Annotated in this window: 11 protein-coding genes; 5 read left to right on the top strand and 6 right to left on the bottom strand. The window is 46.8% G+C overall.

Translation table 11 applies throughout. The features are described from left to right. The first annotated feature begins 122 nt into the window (after nt 1–122). The 5 genes from CPIN_RS35680 to CPIN_RS35660 all read left to right on the top strand — a co-directional run bounded on the left by CPIN_RS35680 (nt 123) and on the right by CPIN_RS35660 (nt 8,226). Nucleotides 123–572 (top strand): response regulator, encoded by a 450-nt coding sequence (locus tag CPIN_RS35680; RefSeq protein ID WP_012794772.1) that lies wholly within the window; start codon nt 123–125, stop codon nt 570–572. Nucleotides 573–649: 77 nt separating this feature from the next. Next, nucleotides 650–1,225 carry a biliverdin-producing heme oxygenase gene (locus tag CPIN_RS35675; protein WP_012794771.1) on the top strand — a complete coding sequence of 192 codons (576 nt, stop codon included), beginning with the start codon at nt 650–652 and terminating at the stop codon, nt 1,223–1,225. Between the two features lie 32 nt (nt 1,226–1,257). Continuing rightward, nucleotides 1,258–2,784 (top strand): GAF domain-containing protein, encoded by a 1,527-nt coding sequence (locus CPIN_RS35670; RefSeq protein ID WP_012794770.1) that lies wholly within the window; start codon nt 1,258–1,260, stop codon nt 2,782–2,784. Between the two features lie 50 nt (nt 2,785–2,834). Then, complete coding sequence (locus tag CPIN_RS35665; RefSeq protein WP_012794769.1) at nt 2,835–7,334, top strand: CheR family methyltransferase; 4,500 nt, start codon at nt 2,835–2,837, stop codon at nt 7,332–7,334. A 76-nt stretch (nt 7,335–7,410) separates the two neighbouring features. Continuing rightward, the gene (locus CPIN_RS35660; protein ID WP_012794768.1) at nt 7,411–8,226 is read left to right on the top strand and encodes a hypothetical protein; all 816 of its coding nucleotides are present in this window, start codon (nt 7,411–7,413) and stop codon (nt 8,224–8,226) included. 83 nt (nt 8,227–8,309) lie between these two features. On the opposite strand, the gene CPIN_RS35655 is transcribed toward CPIN_RS35660, so the two are convergent. From CPIN_RS35655 to xseA, 6 genes are all read right to left on the bottom strand, one after another. Next, the gene (locus CPIN_RS35655) at nt 8,310–11,465 is read right to left on the bottom strand and encodes an efflux RND transporter permease subunit (RefSeq protein ID WP_012794767.1); all 3,156 of its coding nucleotides are present in this window, start codon (nt 11,463–11,465) and stop codon (nt 8,310–8,312) included. 23 nt (nt 11,466–11,488) lie between these two features. After that, entirely contained in the window at nt 11,489–11,794 is a 306-nt protein-coding gene (locus CPIN_RS35650) for a putative PII-like signaling protein (protein ID WP_012794766.1), read from the bottom strand. A gap of 43 nt (nt 11,795–11,837) precedes the next feature. After that, nucleotides 11,838–12,848, bottom strand: a complete 1,011-nt coding sequence (locus tag CPIN_RS35645; RefSeq protein WP_012794765.1) for an efflux RND transporter periplasmic adaptor subunit — start codon at nt 12,846–12,848, stop codon at nt 11,838–11,840. A gap of 1 nt (nt 12,849) precedes the next feature. Continuing rightward, nucleotides 12,850–14,106 carry a TolC family protein gene (locus CPIN_RS35640; RefSeq protein ID WP_012794764.1) on the bottom strand — a complete coding sequence of 419 codons (1,257 nt, stop codon included), beginning with the start codon at nt 14,104–14,106 and terminating at the stop codon, nt 12,850–12,852. A 217-nt stretch (nt 14,107–14,323) separates the two neighbouring features. After that, entirely contained in the window at nt 14,324–14,530 is a 207-nt protein-coding gene (xseB, locus tag CPIN_RS35635) for an exodeoxyribonuclease VII small subunit (RefSeq protein ID WP_012794763.1), read from the bottom strand. Then, nucleotides 14,520–15,956, bottom strand: coding sequence for an exodeoxyribonuclease VII large subunit (xseA, locus tag CPIN_RS35630; RefSeq protein WP_148230704.1), 1,437 nt, complete (start codon nt 15,954–15,956; stop codon nt 14,520–14,522). The genes xseB and xseA overlap by 11 nt, the downstream gene beginning before the upstream one ends. Between the last annotated feature and the right edge of the window lie 146 nt (nt 15,957–16,102).

Below are 16,102 nucleotides of genomic sequence, written 5' to 3'. Positions count from 1 at the left end.
AATAAGTCCTTAATGGTCTCGTCTCCTTTCAACTGGAGACGAGACCCAAGGCACAATTCCCCAACTTCGCTGCGTGTTTTGCAAGTTTATTTAAGTAATTTTAGCCGTTAAATGAAAACTGGATGATCAAAAAGGTGTTACGTAGCAGGAAATGTATACTTGTTGCAGATGATGACGCAGACGACAAGGAACTGATAAAGGTGGCCTTTGAAGAGAGTGGGGCAGACACTGAATTGCGTTTTGTCGAGAATGGAGAAGAATTGATGTTTTATCTTAACAGGCAGGGTAAATATGCCGATGAGGAAAAGTATCCATTCCCCAGCATTATTTTGCTCGATCTGAACATGCCGCGTAAAGACGGTCGTGAAGCACTGCGCGAAATAAAGGAACACGCCAGCCTGAAATGGTTGCCGATCATTATTTTAACTACCTCTACAGAGGCGAAGGATATCTCAAAATGTTATGAGCTGGGCGTAAATAGTTATACGATCAAACCCGCCAACTTTTCTGACCTGGTAGCGTTTACCCGCATGCTGCATACCTATTGGTTTACAGTTGTTCAGTTACCGTAGAAATCTTTCCACACAGACTACACACATATTCACCGTACTTTTAACTACTCTCGACAACTTAATAATTGTGTATAATAATGATCGAACTGTTAAGGGAACGTACGGGGAAACAGCATCAGGAACTTGAGCGTGTACTGATTCCCAGCATAAAAGCTGCCAATACGCCTGCCGCGTATATAAAGCTGTTACAACTTTTTTATGGTTACTATTATCCGCTGGAGCAGCATATTGCTGCACATATGGATATCTCCTTTCCAGGAGGTTTCGAACGACGGAGGAAAGCATCCCTTTTACTGGATGATATAGCCGCCATCAGCGGCGCACCTGCCACTACACCTCGCTGTTGCACAGATATACCTGAGATAACAGATAACGCACAGGCACTGGGCGCTATGTATGTGCTGGAAGGTTCTACACTGGGCGGACAGGTGATCTGTCAGATACTCATGCGGAACCTGGCAGCCCCCGAACTGCCAAAAGCATTGTCATTCTTTAATGGTTACGGCGCTGATACCCAGTCTTACTGGGATACCTTTGTACACTATTTGCAAGGATATCATGGTGATGAAACCCAGCAGCAAAAAATGCTGGATGCAGCAGCGGCTACTTTTGAGCGCTTCAGATTGTGGGCGCTCCAGCAACAGGGACAGTAATCATTTTTCATTAACCCACTCAGACCCATCATATGCAGAAAAGAAATTTTGATTCCACTTTTTGTGGAAGCGTACCCCTTCATCAGATTAACCTGATACAGCCCTATGGTATGCTGCTGGTAATCCGGCAGGCAGATTATAAGATTGTACAGGTCAGTGAAAATATTACAGTGGCCGTAGGCCGGCAGGCGCCGGAAATAGTGGATACCCTGTTGTCAGATTATATCCCGGCCAGCCAGATGAAGGAACTACAGCGCAAACTGGATGAAGGTCTGGTGAATAAACTGCCTTTTACCCTGACCTTTACAGGTGCGGATGGCCCTAGAGATTATCTGGCTATCACCCACTTGTCAGGGGAAGCGTTGATACTTGAAATAGAAGCATTGAGCCCGGCTGGTGAAGAAAATTCTTTCATCAATATTTATCAGCAGCTGAAGTATGCGATGGCCGCTATCAATGCGGCGCCGTCTATCCAGGTTGCCTGTGAAACAGCTGCAAAACAGCTGAAAGCCTTGTCCGGATACGACAAGGTAATGGTATACCAGTTTGACAAAGACTGGAATGGTACCGTGATCGCTGAAGAACAGGAACCTGGTATGGAATCTTATCTGGGCCTCACCTTCCCGGCATCTGACATTCCCCGTCAGGCCAGGGCGATGTACCTGGACAATCCTTACCGCATGATCCCCAACAGGGAATATGTGCCTGTAAGCCTTTACCCGGTGATCAATCCGCTGACTAACGCTTTTACTGACCTCTCCGGATGTAACCTGCGCAGTGTGCCTGCCGTACACCTGGAATATATGAAGAACATGGAGATCATGACTTCCATGTCCTGCCGTATCCTGAAAGATGGCCAGTTATGGGGACTGTTCTCCTGCCACCACCGTACGGCATACCAGTTGCCTTACGAAGGCAGGGCGTTGTTTGAATTGCTCTCAGATATTATCGCCGCACGTATCCAGTCGCTTTATTATAAAGAACAAAGTGACGAATACACGAAATTACACGATGTGCATACCCGCCTCGTAGAACAGGTATTTACCGGTAGTGACCTGACGGAGGGATTACTGGGGCGTGAAATAAATGTTTTACAGCTGCTCGATGGGGCTGGCGCTGCGATGATGCACAACAGGCGCCTGGAGACTGTTGGTAAAGTGCCTGACAAAAATGAACTGAAGGACCTGTTCCTCTGGTTGCAGAGTACTTCTGCTTCCGGCCAGGTATTCCAGGAACTTCATCTGCCAGGAACCTACGAACCCTCTATACAGTATGCGGAAATTGCCAGCGGTATACTGGTCATTCCTATCCAGCCTAATAAGGGAGAGTTCCTGGTGGTTTTCCGCCCGGAAGTGATTCAGCAGGTGAACTGGGGAGGAAATCCCAATGAGGCGGTACGTTTCGAAAAAGATAATATACAATACCATCCCCGCAACTCGTTTAGTATCTGGCAGCAGACGGTCCGTAATACAGCACTTTCCTGGAAGCAAACAGAAATCCAGATGGCTGGCTTGCTCCGTAACTTTATCCTGGAATTTATTGTTAGAGGCCTCGATTGAGTGTACCCAAGGATGAATTGGTATGAAAATGGTTATTTCGTAAATATTGAATGAAGAAAGCGAACTACATAGTAGCTATAGGAGCCTCTGCAGGTGGATTGGAAGCCATCCATGAATTCTTTGATAATATGCCGGAATACGGCAACCTGTCATTTGTTATTATTCAGCACTTGTCTCCCGATTATAAAAGTCTGCTGGTGGAACTGGTTTCCAAGCACACTAATATGAAAGTAAGAGAGGTGGAGGAAGATATGGGAATCGAGAATGACTGTGTATATGTCATTCCCAATAACAAAGAAATTATCGTAGAGCAGGGACGTCTCAGACTGGTACAGAAACCAGCAGAGAAAGCCCCTAATACCGCTATTGATACCTTTCTTTTTTCTCTTGCAAAAGATCAGGGCCGTCAGGCTATCTGTATTATTCTCTCCGGTACGGGTACAGACGGCACCAAAGGTGCTGCTGCTGTGAAAAAAGCTGGTGGAATGGTGATGGTCCAGGACCCGGAGACTGCCAAGTTTGACGGTATGCCCCGCAGTGTGATCGGTTCTGAAAATATGGATTATGTGCTGGCTCCCGAATTTATGCCGGGAGAGATCTATAACTATATCCAGGATATGCCGGTACAGGTCTTTAATGGCAAGATCGATGAAGAGTTACTGGCAGAAGTATTTCAGTTGGTGAGAGAACATAGCGGCCAGGATTTTCATCATTATAAACCGCCTACTATTACCCGCCGTATCGCGAAGCGAATGGCGCAATTCAATATAAAAACACTGGAAGAATACCTGCAATTACTGCGGTCAAGCGAAGAGGAAAGTAAGGCGCTCGCCAAAGATTTCCTCATTGGCGTTACCCGCTTTTTCAGGGATAAAACTGCTTTCGACATATTGAAAGAACAGGTGATCAGTAAACTGGTAGAAGAGAAAGAAGAAGGCGCTATTCTGAAAATATGGGTTACTGCTTGTAGCACCGGAGAAGAGGCATATTCGCTGGCCATAATGCTGGATCAGTGTCTGCAGGAAAAGAATAAATGGTTGGATATAAAGATCTTCGCTACCGATATTGATAGCAATGCGATCGAGTTTGCCGCCAGAGGGATTTATCCTTCTTCAGTAGTGAAGGAAGTAGAGCCTTCCATCCTGAAGAAATACTTCATAAAAGAAGACAAGAAATACCAGATCGCGCCACGCCTGCGTAAGCAGATCGTGTTTGCGCGTCATAATATTTTAAAGGACCCTCCCTTTATCAAAAATGACCTTGTTACCTGTCGCAACATGCTCATTTACATGGAGAATGTGTTGCAAAGACAGGTGCTTTCCTCATTGCATTTCGCGCTGAATACCGGGGGCATACTCTTCCTGGGGCCTAGTGAATCAGCTTCGCTGATACGCGGCGGACTGGAAGAATTAAGCCAGAAGTGGAAGATCTATCGCAAAACAGACAGTTCCCGTTCTCCTTTACCGGATAATCTTTATAGTCCGCTGGAATATATCCGGCAAAACCGTGAAGTACGTGCAAATGGAAATATGCGTATGAGCGCGGAGAAAAAAAGCACCAATCTGCTGGAAGATTTCCGTGAAGTGATGGCAGAAGATTTCGGTTATGCGGCGGTGTATATTGATAAGGCATATGAGATTCATGAAGCGCTGGGGAACTATAAGAAATTTCTTTCTCTGCCGGAGAAGAGATTGAATCTGAACCTGCTGAAGATGGTGCCCGGCGACCTTTCCATGGCGCTCAATATCGCTTTGAGACAGGCCTGGACCACCGAAAAGAAATCGATGGTGAAAGGGGTAAAAGTGACTACGCCGGAAGGTGTACGGGTGGTTAACATCATGATCAAACCTGGTACCGCCAATATGCAGTATACCATGGTGGTGTTCAATGAAGATGTGGAAAAAAACAATGTATCGGGAGATACGCCTGATACGCATGCACAACCGGCAGATATAAAAGAACATATCATGTCGCTGGAGGCAGAATTGGGCGAAACCCGTACCAATCTTCAGATGGCGATAGAGGGATTGGAAACCTCCAATGAGGAATTGCAATCGAGTAATGAGGAATTACTTTCCGCCAATGAGGAGTTGCAATCCAGCAATGAGGAACTGCAATCCCTTAATGAGGAGCTGCATACCCTCAATACAGAGCACCAGCTCAAGATCAAGGAACTGGTAGAACTAAATGATGATATGGATAACTATTTCCGCAGTACGGACATCGGACAGGTGTTCGTAGACGGTAGTATGCGTATCCGTAAGTTCAATCAGGCCGCTATAAAAATGATCAACCTGATCCCTTCTGATGTAGGCCGTCCTATCAATCATATCTCCACCAATATCCAGCAGGATAGTATGGTAGAGGATATTCATGCGGTGATCAGGAGCCGGCGTATCGTGGAAAAAGAGATGGTGCTGAGTAATGGCAATATGCACCTGATGAAGATTCTGCCCTATATCCGGCAGGATAAGCAGACGGATGGTGTGGTGATCACTTTTGTGGATATTACCATGATCAAGGAGCTGGATATGCTGTTGAAAGGCGTATTCAATGCCAGTACGAATGTTATCCTCGCATTCAAACCGGTCAGGAATGAGGTGGGCGTCATTACTGACTTCCGTCTGGTGGCAGCAAACAGTGAAGGGCTGCGTTTCCTGGGTAAAGATGTCGCTTCTCAGAAACATCCTTCCATGAAGCAGACCATGTCGTCTTTGCTGGACCACGGACTGTTTGAGAAATACATACAGGTGGTAGATCATGAGGCGGTGTTGCATACTGAATTCCACCTGGAAAGTAAACAGCAGGATTACTGGTATGAAATGTCGGGTGTAAAAACACAGGATGGCAATATGGTGATCACCTGTGCCGATGTAACTGAAAAGAAAGACGCGGAAGACCGTTTACGCAGAAACTACAATGAACTGGTGCAGGCCAGGGAGAGTCTGCGTACCCTGAACTCCGATCTGGAATATAAAGTGCTGGAAAGAACACGTGAACTCACCATGAGTGAAGAGCGTTTCCGCCTGGTATCCAAAGCAACTAATGACACGGTATGGGACTGGAATCTGACCAACAATACCGTATGGTGGAGTGATAATTTTTACGCTACATACGGTTATCAGAAAGAAGGATCCAATAATCGTACGTTCTGGCAGGATAATATCCATCCGGAGGACCGTGACCGTGTGAAAAACAGTATTTCCCGGGCGATCAATACCAAACAGAGTCAGTGGACGGAAGGCTACAGAATGCGCCGGGAAAACGGTACATATGCTTTTGTACTGGACCGTGGCTACCTGTTGGTAGATGAATATGCTACACCTTACCGTATGCTGGGTTCACTGATGGATGTGACTAACCTACGTCAGGCAGAGCGACAGGCGGTGGTCAACAGGGAAGAAAAACTCTTCCTGGCCGAATCTATTCCGTTAATACTCTGGACAGCAGAACCAGATGGGAATGTGAACTTTGTCAATGAGCAGTTTATCGCTTATACCGGCAAGTCCCTCCAGGAATTACAGGAACAGGGATGGGGAAGTGTGATCCATACTGATGAAATAAAAGCCTGGAAAAATAGCCTGGAGCGCGCTGTCAGATTCAAGGAAGATTTCTCCATGGAGGTGCGTATATGTGATCATGAAGGCAATTTTCACTGGTTCCTGCACCGTACCCGTGCACAAAAGGATGCGGATGGAAAGTCGACTGCGCTGGTAGGTACCAGCACCGATATTCATGAGCAGAAACTGGCTGCGGAGATAATGGAGCAGCGTATAGAGGAGCGTACGCTTGCATTAAAACAGGCGAATGAGGACCTGGAATCCAGTAATGCCGAATTACAGCAATACGCTTTTGTCGCCTCTCATGACCTGAAGGAACCGCTCCGGAAGATCCATATGTTTGGTAACATGTTGAAAGACAGGTATCAGGCAGGTATGGAAGATAAGGCGCGCGACTATCTGAGCCGGATTATCGGGTCTTCAGCCCGTATGGCCAGTCTGATAGATGACCTGCTGCGTTTCTCCCGTTTATCGCAGGTCAGCTTCTTCGAACAGGCAGATCTGAAAGTGATTATCAATGAGATACTCTCTGATCTTGAGATACTTATACAGGAAAAGAATGCCAGGGTGACCGTATCGCCAATGCCGGTGATAGAAGCCGTTCCCGGACAGTTACGCCAGGTGTTCCAGAATCTGTTGAGCAATGCCTTTAAATTCTCCCGCAAAGATATTCAGCCGGTTATCAACATTACGGCTACCCGCATAAAAGAAAAAAAGTTTGATAGTCCGCAGGAAACGGACGGACCTTTTGTATGTATCTCTATCACAGACAACGGGATAGGGTTTGATGAAAAATACCTGGACAAAATATTTGTGCTCTTTCAGCGTTTGCATACGAAAGACAAATATGAAGGGACCGGTATCGGACTGGCGGTCACCCGCAAGATCATTGATAAGCATAATGGCCTGATCACTGCACATAGCCGTGAAAAAGAAGGTGCTACGTTTACCATTATCCTGCCTGTGAAACAAGACCAGCGTGCCGGTTAGGGACATTCATCATAAAAAAATATATATAAAAGGAATAGTCGTAAATTGGGCGGCTATTTCAAACTAATACCTAGCCATGACAAAAAGAGTATTATCCGTATTATGCGGCATTGTTGCTTTCTCATCTGCTTTCGCTCAAACCAAGAACCTTGTAGGTGTAGCATCTTTCAAAAGTAGTGGAAGGACTGAATACGTAACGGCTATACAGGATGCTGTATACGATGCTACGTTGAAAGTGAGAGGTTTTTCTTTGATGGGAAAAGACAAGCTGGAGCAAATTAAGACAGGAGTAGGACAGGCAGATCAGGACGCAGGAGCTATTGCACAAGCGAAATCACTGGGTGCTCAGTACATTGTAACCGGTAACATATTGAAAGCCAATGTAGAAACAAAACCATCCGATCTCCCGCTCGGAATTACGAATACTACCACCGCCGAACTGTTATTTGATGTTGCCGTTGTTGATGTCAATAGTGGCGAGGAAGTGGCTTCCACCAGATTTACGTCTACTACTAAAGGCAAACATGCATTTGAAGATGGCATGAAGGAGCTGACGCCTGGTATTGACAAATTTATCCGTGAGAACCTGAAGAATGCAGTTTCTATTGCACAGATAGAGGAAAAAAACAGCGTTGGTGAAGCTATCCGCGTACTGATCGTAGCAGGTAGCCTGGCAGGTCTGAAAGAACACGATGAATTCCGTGTATATGAAATCACCGATTTAACTGTAGACGGTAAGAAAATGCACAGGAAGAAAACCCTGGGTAAAATTGCCGTAGCAAAAGTGGAGGATGAGAATTTCTCCGTTTGCCTGGTAAAAGAGGGCGGCGCTGATATTGCTAAGAAGGTAGAAGCGGGTGCAAAGATCAAATGTGAGATTGTGAATGAATAAGTTGATTCGTTCTTAAAATACTAAGGGCTGCAGGATCATAGATCCGCAGCCCTTTTTTCTTGACCGTTGCTTATCATTGTTCTCTATTCTGTCAGATCATCAATATCTTCTTTTACCACCTGTTTTACAGCCCTATTCCGCTCCACCCACCAATACAACGGAGGTATCAATAAAGGGGCGAAAAGCAATGTACTTGTCAATCCGCCTATGATCACCGTGGCCAGTGGCCGCTGTACGTCTGAACCAATACCTGAGGAAGTGGCAGCAGGTATAAGACCCGCAATAGCGACAATCAGGATGGACAGCAATGCACTCAGCTGCTCCCTGGCGCCCAGTAAAACACTTTGCTGTAATGTCTGTTCCGGCTTTATCCGCAAGCGGTTAAAGGCTGATACAAGCAATACGCCCGCCATCACAGAAATACCAAATATGCTTACAAAACCTACACCTGCCGATACGTTGAAGTGATATCCCCTGATGAACAACGCCACAATACCACCTGCCAGGGCAAAGAACAGACAGCTGACAGTAACGAAGGTCTGCGGCATGTTCCTGAACAGGATAAACAATACCAGGAACACCATGATGATGGTCATCGGAATGGTCAGCGACAGTTGTTTACCCGCACGTTCCAGGTTCTCGTATTGTCCGCCATAAACGATGGAATAACCTTTAGGGATAAATAATTGTCTATTGATCTTATCCCCGATCTCTTTCACAAAACCGCCCTGGTCACGACCACGGATGTTGGTACGTACAGTGACCATCCGTTTGTTGTTGTACCGGTAGATGTTGGTCTGCCCCTGTACATAGGAAATATCCGCCAGCTCATTCATCGGGATCAGTGCTCCCGTTGCAGAAGGTACCTGTAAGGTCTTGACTGATTCTATCGTATTACGTTCTCCCGGCAGGTAACGGATCACCACATCATAACGTTTGGTACCATCGTAAAGCGTAGAAATAGCTTTACCGCCGATGGCTGCTTCGATCATACTCTGTATATCTGCGACATTGATCCCAAAACGGGCAGCGTTTTCCCTGTTGATGTTAATGGCAATCTGTTCTGAGGGTCCTTCCTGTTCGATATTCACTGATTCCGAACCCTTCATGTTTTTAACGAGGTTGGCAATGGTGTCCGCTTTTGCCCGCATCATGGTAAGATCATCGCCTACAATGGAAATTGCCAGATCAGCCGCACTACCGGTTACAATCTCCATTACCTGATCTATGATAGGTTGACCGGACGAGAACTTCACAGAAGGCATTGCTTTTTCCAGGTCATGCCGGATGTTGGTCACCAGTGTCTTTTTGGAAATGGTATCACTCCAGAGTTGATAGTCTTTCAGTCCTACCAGTATTTCATTACGGTTGGAAGGGAATGGATCTGTACCATCGTCATTACGTCCTGCCTGTGTGATCACAAAAGAGATCTGTGGATACTTCGCGATCACTTCCCTGATCTTCGGAGAATACTTCGCATTTTCCTGTATAGTGATACCCGCCGGGAAGTTGCCACGCAGGAAGATAGAGCCTTCATCCAGTTCCGGCAGGAATTCAGAGCCCAGACTACCACCTAGCATAACCAACAGTATCACGACTGTAAAACCGCCTAAAACGGTCGCTTTAGGCCATTTCATGACACGTGTCAGTACGCGGGAGTATTGATTGGACAGAAAGTCCAGTACCACATTCCTATGTACTTTCATCGGCTTTTCTGTATTGCTGAAGGCTTTTTTAAAGGCAAATGAGATCAGTACCGGTATCAGTGTCAGTGCTGCCAGCATGGAGCCGATCACTGCGAATGCCAGTGTCAGTGCCATCGGGGAGAAGAGTTTACCTTCCACCCTTGTCATCAGCAGGATCGGCATATAAGCCAGGATGATGATGGTAACAGAGAAGAAGATCTCACGGCCCACTTCCTGTGAAGAACGTAAGGTGAGGGCGATAATGCCTTTCTTCTTTTCTTCCGGTGTGGCAGTGCGGTATGTTCGTATCAGATGTTCTGCCATGACGCAGGCGCCATCCACGATAATACCAAAGTCAATGGCGCCGAGGGATAGCAGATTGGCCGGTATCCCGGTGAGCCGCATCAATATAAACGCAAACAATAAGGAGAATGGAATGGTCAGCGCTACTACCAATGCGCTACGCAGACTACCCAGGAAGAAGATCAGGATGATCACTACGATAGAGACGCCTTCCAGCAGGGTATGACCTACAGTTTCCAGTGAATGATCGATCAGGAAACTACGGTCGTATAAAGTACGAAGGTGTACACCTTTGGGCAATTCGTTCTGTTCCAGGTCCTGCATCTTTTCTTTCAGCGCTTTTAATACCTCGCTGGGATTCTCATATCTGCGCAGCAGAATGATCCCTTCCACGCCATTGCTCACATTTGTTTTAGTGGCATTGATAGTATATCCCATCACTCCGCTGGGTGGGGGCGGCGCTACTTCTACAGTAGCTACGTCACGCAGGTAGACAGGCATACCGTTCGCTGCTTTGAGTACGATATTCTGGATGTCCTGTTCTGTTTTTACAGCCCCCAACCCACGTACGGCAAATCCCTGTTCCCCGCGGTTGATGATATTCCCCCCCGTATTCTGGTTATTCTTCTGTACAGCGTCTATCATGTCCTGCATGGTCAGGTCAAACTTGCGCAGTTTATCTGGCGCTGTGAGAATATGAAACTGCTTGAGTGGTCCGCCGAAGGTGGTAATATCCGCGATACCCGGTACCTGCAACAGATTAGGTTTGATGACCCAGTCCTGCAGGTCGCGTATTTCTGTCGGTGTATATTCGGGTGGCGCTTCTACTACATAACGTAATATCTCACCGACCGCTGTCGTCAGCGGCGCCAGTTCAGGGGCTACGCCATCCGGTAATTCCGCTGTGGCCAGTCGTTCGTTTACCTGCTGGCGAGCGAAGTAGTCGTCTGTTCCGTCCGTGAAGGTCAGCTGTACAACGCTCAGGCCGAAGATTGTACGGCTTCTGCGATCGAGTACGTTGGGCGTATTCTGTAATGCCCTTTCTATGGGAATGGTGACCTGCTGCTCCACTTCTTCTGCCGCACGACCAGGATATTGCGCCACGATAATGACGTTGGTATCAGCAATGTCAGGATAGGCTTCTATTTTCAGTTGGGTAAAACACCAGTAACCAATGCCCATAAGGCCCAGACCCATCAGGATGATTACCCATCTGTTTTTAAGAGAGAATATTAAAAGATTGCGAATCATTGTCTGTGTATTTCAGTCATTCATTACATATTAAACCGGTCTACTTTGCTGATGACGATAAAGCCACTGCTGACGCGTTTGCGTAAAGCGGTCAGTGTGTCTGTTACTTTTTCGTCTTCATCGATGAAGGTGATCAGCATGGGTGGTTCGTCAAAACTGAAAAGGCTGTCGGGCCGTTTCAGCTGATGATGTTCCCCAAAACCAATTACGCCTCTGAAGGCGGTTGCACCGGCAACATTTTGCTTCAGCAGGAACTGTATGATGAATTCGTATAATGGTTGTGTGCCAAATACCTCGTCTTTGTCTATGAATATCTGCGCCTGTAGCATGGGGTGATATTGTTAATATTGATGTGTATAATGGGCATGGCGGTTAATAGCCGAAGCTCAGTCCTTTCAGTTGCATGACGCCTTTTAAAACGACGCTTTCGCCATTCTGTAAGCCGCTGTATACAGCGATGCGTTCACCGATCTGTTGTCCGGTACGGATCTCTCTCCTGGTAAACGTATTAGGCGCTGTGCGTACAAACACATAGTTCTGTCCTTCAGAAGTGACCAGTGCATCCCTGTTGATGTTAATACCTTTATTATCGCCGTGTACCTGGAAGGTGACTGTTGCAAACATGCCTGCACGGATGTCTGTATCGGGTGTGTTCAGTCGTATGCGCAGTTTGATCATGCGTGTTACATCATCAATTACATCTGCAATGTCTTCTACCTTTGCATCATATGTGTTGTTGGGAAATGAAGACAGTACCACCGTACAGGGTGCGCCTCTCTTTACATTATTCAGCTGATTTTCCGGAATGTCACAGATGATATAAGCTGACCCCGGACTAGTACTGCGCAATGCTTCCGGATCGAATCCTGCTGCTTTTAGTCCTGATTCATGTTCTATCAGCTGTGTTTTCTCATTGGCCAGATTGGTCTGTTCCATAGAAAGGTTGGACTTCGCTTCCAGTATATCTTTACCACTGGCAGCACCATGGTCATACAGATCCTGTGTGCGATCGAGTTCTATTTTACGCTGTGTGATATTGATCTGCTGTATATGATTGATGTTGATCTTATGTTGTATGAGCTGTGAATAATCACTGTTCAGACCCGGATCATCAAATAATACGATGTTTTGTCCGCCTTCGTCTCCACGGACGACGGTTGCTGCTACTTTACCCGGTGCATGTAATGTGCCGCTGAGTACAGAATCGCCTACTGATTCTACTGAAAAGAAGCTGGTGGAAGCACTATCTGGAAACGTGATCTGCTGTCCGTTATTGGTAACAACAGGAGCCGGATCGTCTGTTGCAACTGGCTGTGGCGTTTTATGTTTACATCCTGCCAGTAAGAAGGCAGCTGCAAAGAAATATCGGGTGATGCGTTGCATATTATAATTGGTTTATGAGGCCGGTAGCAAATAATAATTGTATATAGCTCTGGTAGTACGCCTGTAAGGAATCATAGTACAGCAGGCGGGTATCGTACCAGTTGCGTTGTGCGTCGAGGAAGTCGATGATACTGGTACCTCCGCGCAGGTAGGCGTATTTCACATTGTCCAGGATCTGTTGTGACTGATGCAGGATACCGCTGTACTTCTCAATGTTTTTCTGTTGCAGCTGATAGGTATTGTAAGCGGTGACTACTTCTGTTTGTGCCTGTCGTTGTGTGGCAGACAATTCCTGTTGCGCCTGTTGCTGTTGTATCTGTGCTTTTTTGATCTCCCCCTGATTCCTGTTGAAGAAAGGCAGATCGATAGCGCCATAGAAACCTATATATGGAACGGCGTTCTGCGGATTATAGATAACCCCCAGTTCCGGTTGCGGTACTGCCAGGGATCGCTGATATTTTGCATTGCTGGCCCGTTCATCGATGGTGTTTTTTGCCAGTATAACATCGGAGCGGTTATCCATGGTCTGCGCAATGAGGCTATCCAGTGTAAGGGAAGGCACGAATGTCAGTATCTCATTGCTGGTGTCGATCTCCATGGGTGTCGTATTACCCGTGAGGAGTTGCAGGGTATGCAGTTCATTCTGATAATCCTGGGTAAATACACTCAGTTGCAGATCATATTGCGAGAGCAGCACCTTTGTACGCGTCAGGTCTGTCTGTGAGATGACCTGGTCTTTATAGCGCAGTTCATTGATCTTTACGAGGGTATCCAGATTAGTCCTGCTTTCGTTGAGCAGTGCCAGCCTTTTCTTCAGCACCCAGCAGTTGATCCAGCTGGACCCCACGTTCAGGGAGAGGTTACGTACATCTTCCTCGTAGGTGTTGTTGGCGAGAGTAACGTCTTTATCAGCCGTTTCTATTTTGTACTTACGCTGATTGGGCCATTGAACCGGCTTTGTGAGCTGGTACCATACCTGTCTGTTCTGATTGGAAGACCATCTTGTGCCGGGGGCAAAATGATCGCTACTGACCAGTTGCATGGTCTGATTGTTCAGATTGGGATTAGGCCGTAGTCTGGCTGTAATGACGTCCGCCTGTGCTGCATTTATGTTCATGTACCTTGCTTTCAGTACGGGGCTGCTGGTGCGGGCGGTATCTAATGCCGCTGATAGTGTGTAGTTAGTTTGGGCGGTAGCAACGATCCCCATACAGGATAGTGCCAATGTTGCTACAGCCAGGACGATCGCTCGTTTCATGAGATGATATTTGTCCGCTGATGAATGTATCTGATACAAATGTCAAGAATGTAATGTTGCTGGAGATACGCCCGGATTGATTTTAACCGGCTTTTAATGAAAATATTAAAACCTTTAAGGTGGGAGATATCAGGGCTCCTGGGGCTGGAATAGGTTATGCATAAGGGATTGGGGGCGGCGCCCTAAGATCATTAGCGGGCGCCGCAGCTTAAAAAGCTTAAAGCGGTTTATCTTCCATCTGCTGAATGATGTTCTCGACTTCCGCTTCTGTCGCCCGGAGGCGTGCCTGACAGAAGGTAATGAGTTCGGAGGCCCGTTTCACTCTCGCTGCCAGTACATCTACGGAAACGGATTCCGTTTCGATTTCCCTGGCTATCTGTTGCAGTTCTTTGTAAGCTGCTTCGTATGTCAGACTAGTATCCATCGGTCGTTGTTTTTGAAGTGATTGTTGCATGTACGCCGGCATCTGCCATTTGTACGGTGATCTCGTCTCCGGGAGACAGCTGTGCGGCGCTGGTAATGATCTGTCCTTTGTGCTGTACCATGGCAAAGCCTTTTTGCAATAGTGCTGCCGGACTCATAATCCTTACCACTGTTTCATGATGTACCAGTTTTTGTTGCTGCTGTTGCAGCAGTTTACGGGCATATACCTGTATATCCTTGCGGATATGCGCCAGTTCCTGTAAGCGGCTGGCGGTTACCTGACCCGGTTTCGCCAGTAATTGTCCGGATAACTGTGAAATGGCATTGCGCTGTCTCAGTAAGGTATGCCGGGCTCTTTGCGGGATGGCCTGCTTTGCACGTGTCAGTCCGTCTCTGTGTACACTCAGCAGATCGCGTGAGCGGTTAATGATACCTGTATGCAATGAAGACAGTTGCTTTTTCCTGCCTGCAATCATCTGTTGCATCCGGATAATGATCTGACTTTGCTGTGTCAGTAATGCTTCCTCAAAGGTACGGTTATGTGCAATGATAAGTTCAGCTGCTCTTGTAGGGGTTTTAGTGGCGGTATGGGCCAGCATATCGGTAATGGTCTCGTTCTTATGGTGCCCGATACCGGTGATGACTGGCACCGGGAACCCGGCGACTGCTTTACCCAGTGCATACTGGTCAAACAGCAGCAGGTCGGTCTGTGCGCCACCGCCACGGATGATCACAACAGTATCATATTGTTTGCCGGAAGCGATGATCGCGTCCAGTTGTATACATACCTGTGTTGCATTTGCCTCACCCTGTACCGCTGTAAAGTAATTGTCCGTATAGAATATATACTTATAGGCATTGGACTGCATGGTGTGCATGAAATCCTGGTAGCCTGCAGAAGAAGCAGAGGAGATGACAGCAATACGCTGGATGACCGGATTAAGCCGCAGCGCCTTATTACGGGTCATGTATCCGTCCGGCGTCTTCTGTACAATGTCAGCACACTCGGTCACTAATCGCTGTAAAGTGGCCTGTTTCTGCTGTTCCAGCTGACCGATGGTATAGCTGGGATCAATATCCATCAGGGACAATTTAAGGCCGTATACGGGATGAAACTCTACGGCAACACGTACGAGTACCTGCATGTCATTAGAGAAACGTTGTCCGGTTACATTCTCAAATTCTTTGATACGCGTGCTTCCATTTCCCCATGCTGTAGTGGATATCTTCGCAATCATCTGGTGACTGCGCGGATCTTTTTCCACCATATCAAAGTAGTGATATCCTTTGGCAGGATAAAAAGAGTGACTGGTGATATCGGCCACCACCCAATAACTCTGTCCTGAAAAAGCGTTTTTGATAGTGCCCTGTATGCCGGCTGCCAGCTGTGATAACGTTATGTAGTTTCTTGTTTCCAAAGCAGACACAAAGGTACAATAAAAAAGGCCGCCTTGAAAGGCAGCCCTTGTCTAATTCCACGTTATGAAAACAAATTTAAAAGTAGTTTGACTACTTTTCTATAATGGCAATATTAGTACTTCACCAGACGAATTGAGTTAATGAGAAGTTAAGC

This window comes from Chitinophaga pinensis DSM 2588 (assembly GCF_000024005.1).
Classification (GTDB): domain Bacteria; phylum Bacteroidota; class Bacteroidia; order Chitinophagales; family Chitinophagaceae; genus Chitinophaga; species Chitinophaga pinensis.
Note: the sequence above shows the minus strand (reverse complement) of the source record. Positions and strands in the feature narration are given on the sequence as shown.

Bases quoted from the DNA above. Each gene is read 5' to 3' on its own strand.
- CPIN_RS35680 (WP_012794772.1), top strand. From the start codon at position 123: ATGATCAAAAAGGTGTTACGTAGCAGGAAATGTATACTTGTTGCAGAT.
- CPIN_RS35675 (WP_012794771.1), top strand. From the start codon at position 650: ATGATCGAACTGTTAAGGGAACGTACGGGGAAACAGCATCAGGAACTT.
- CPIN_RS35670 (WP_012794770.1), top strand. From the start codon at position 1,258: ATGCAGAAAAGAAATTTTGATTCCACTTTTTGTGGAAGCGTACCCCTT.
- CPIN_RS35665 (WP_012794769.1), top strand. From the start codon at position 2,835: ATGAAGAAAGCGAACTACATAGTAGCTATAGGAGCCTCTGCAGGTGGA.
- CPIN_RS35660 (WP_012794768.1), top strand. From the start codon at position 7,411: ATGACAAAAAGAGTATTATCCGTATTATGCGGCATTGTTGCTTTCTCA.
- CPIN_RS35655 (WP_012794767.1), bottom strand. From the start codon at position 11,465: ATGATTCGCAATCTTTTAATATTCTCTCTTAAAAACAGATGGGTAATC.
- CPIN_RS35650 (WP_012794766.1), bottom strand. From the start codon at position 11,794: ATGCTACAGGCGCAGATATTCATAGACAAAGACGAGGTATTTGGCACA.
- CPIN_RS35645 (WP_012794765.1), bottom strand. From the start codon at position 12,848: ATGCAACGCATCACCCGATATTTCTTTGCAGCTGCCTTCTTACTGGCA.
- CPIN_RS35640 (WP_012794764.1), bottom strand. From the start codon at position 14,106: ATGAAACGAGCGATCGTCCTGGCTGTAGCAACATTGGCACTATCCTGT.
- xseB (WP_012794763.1), bottom strand. From the start codon at position 14,530: ATGGATACTAGTCTGACATACGAAGCAGCTTACAAAGAACTGCAACAG.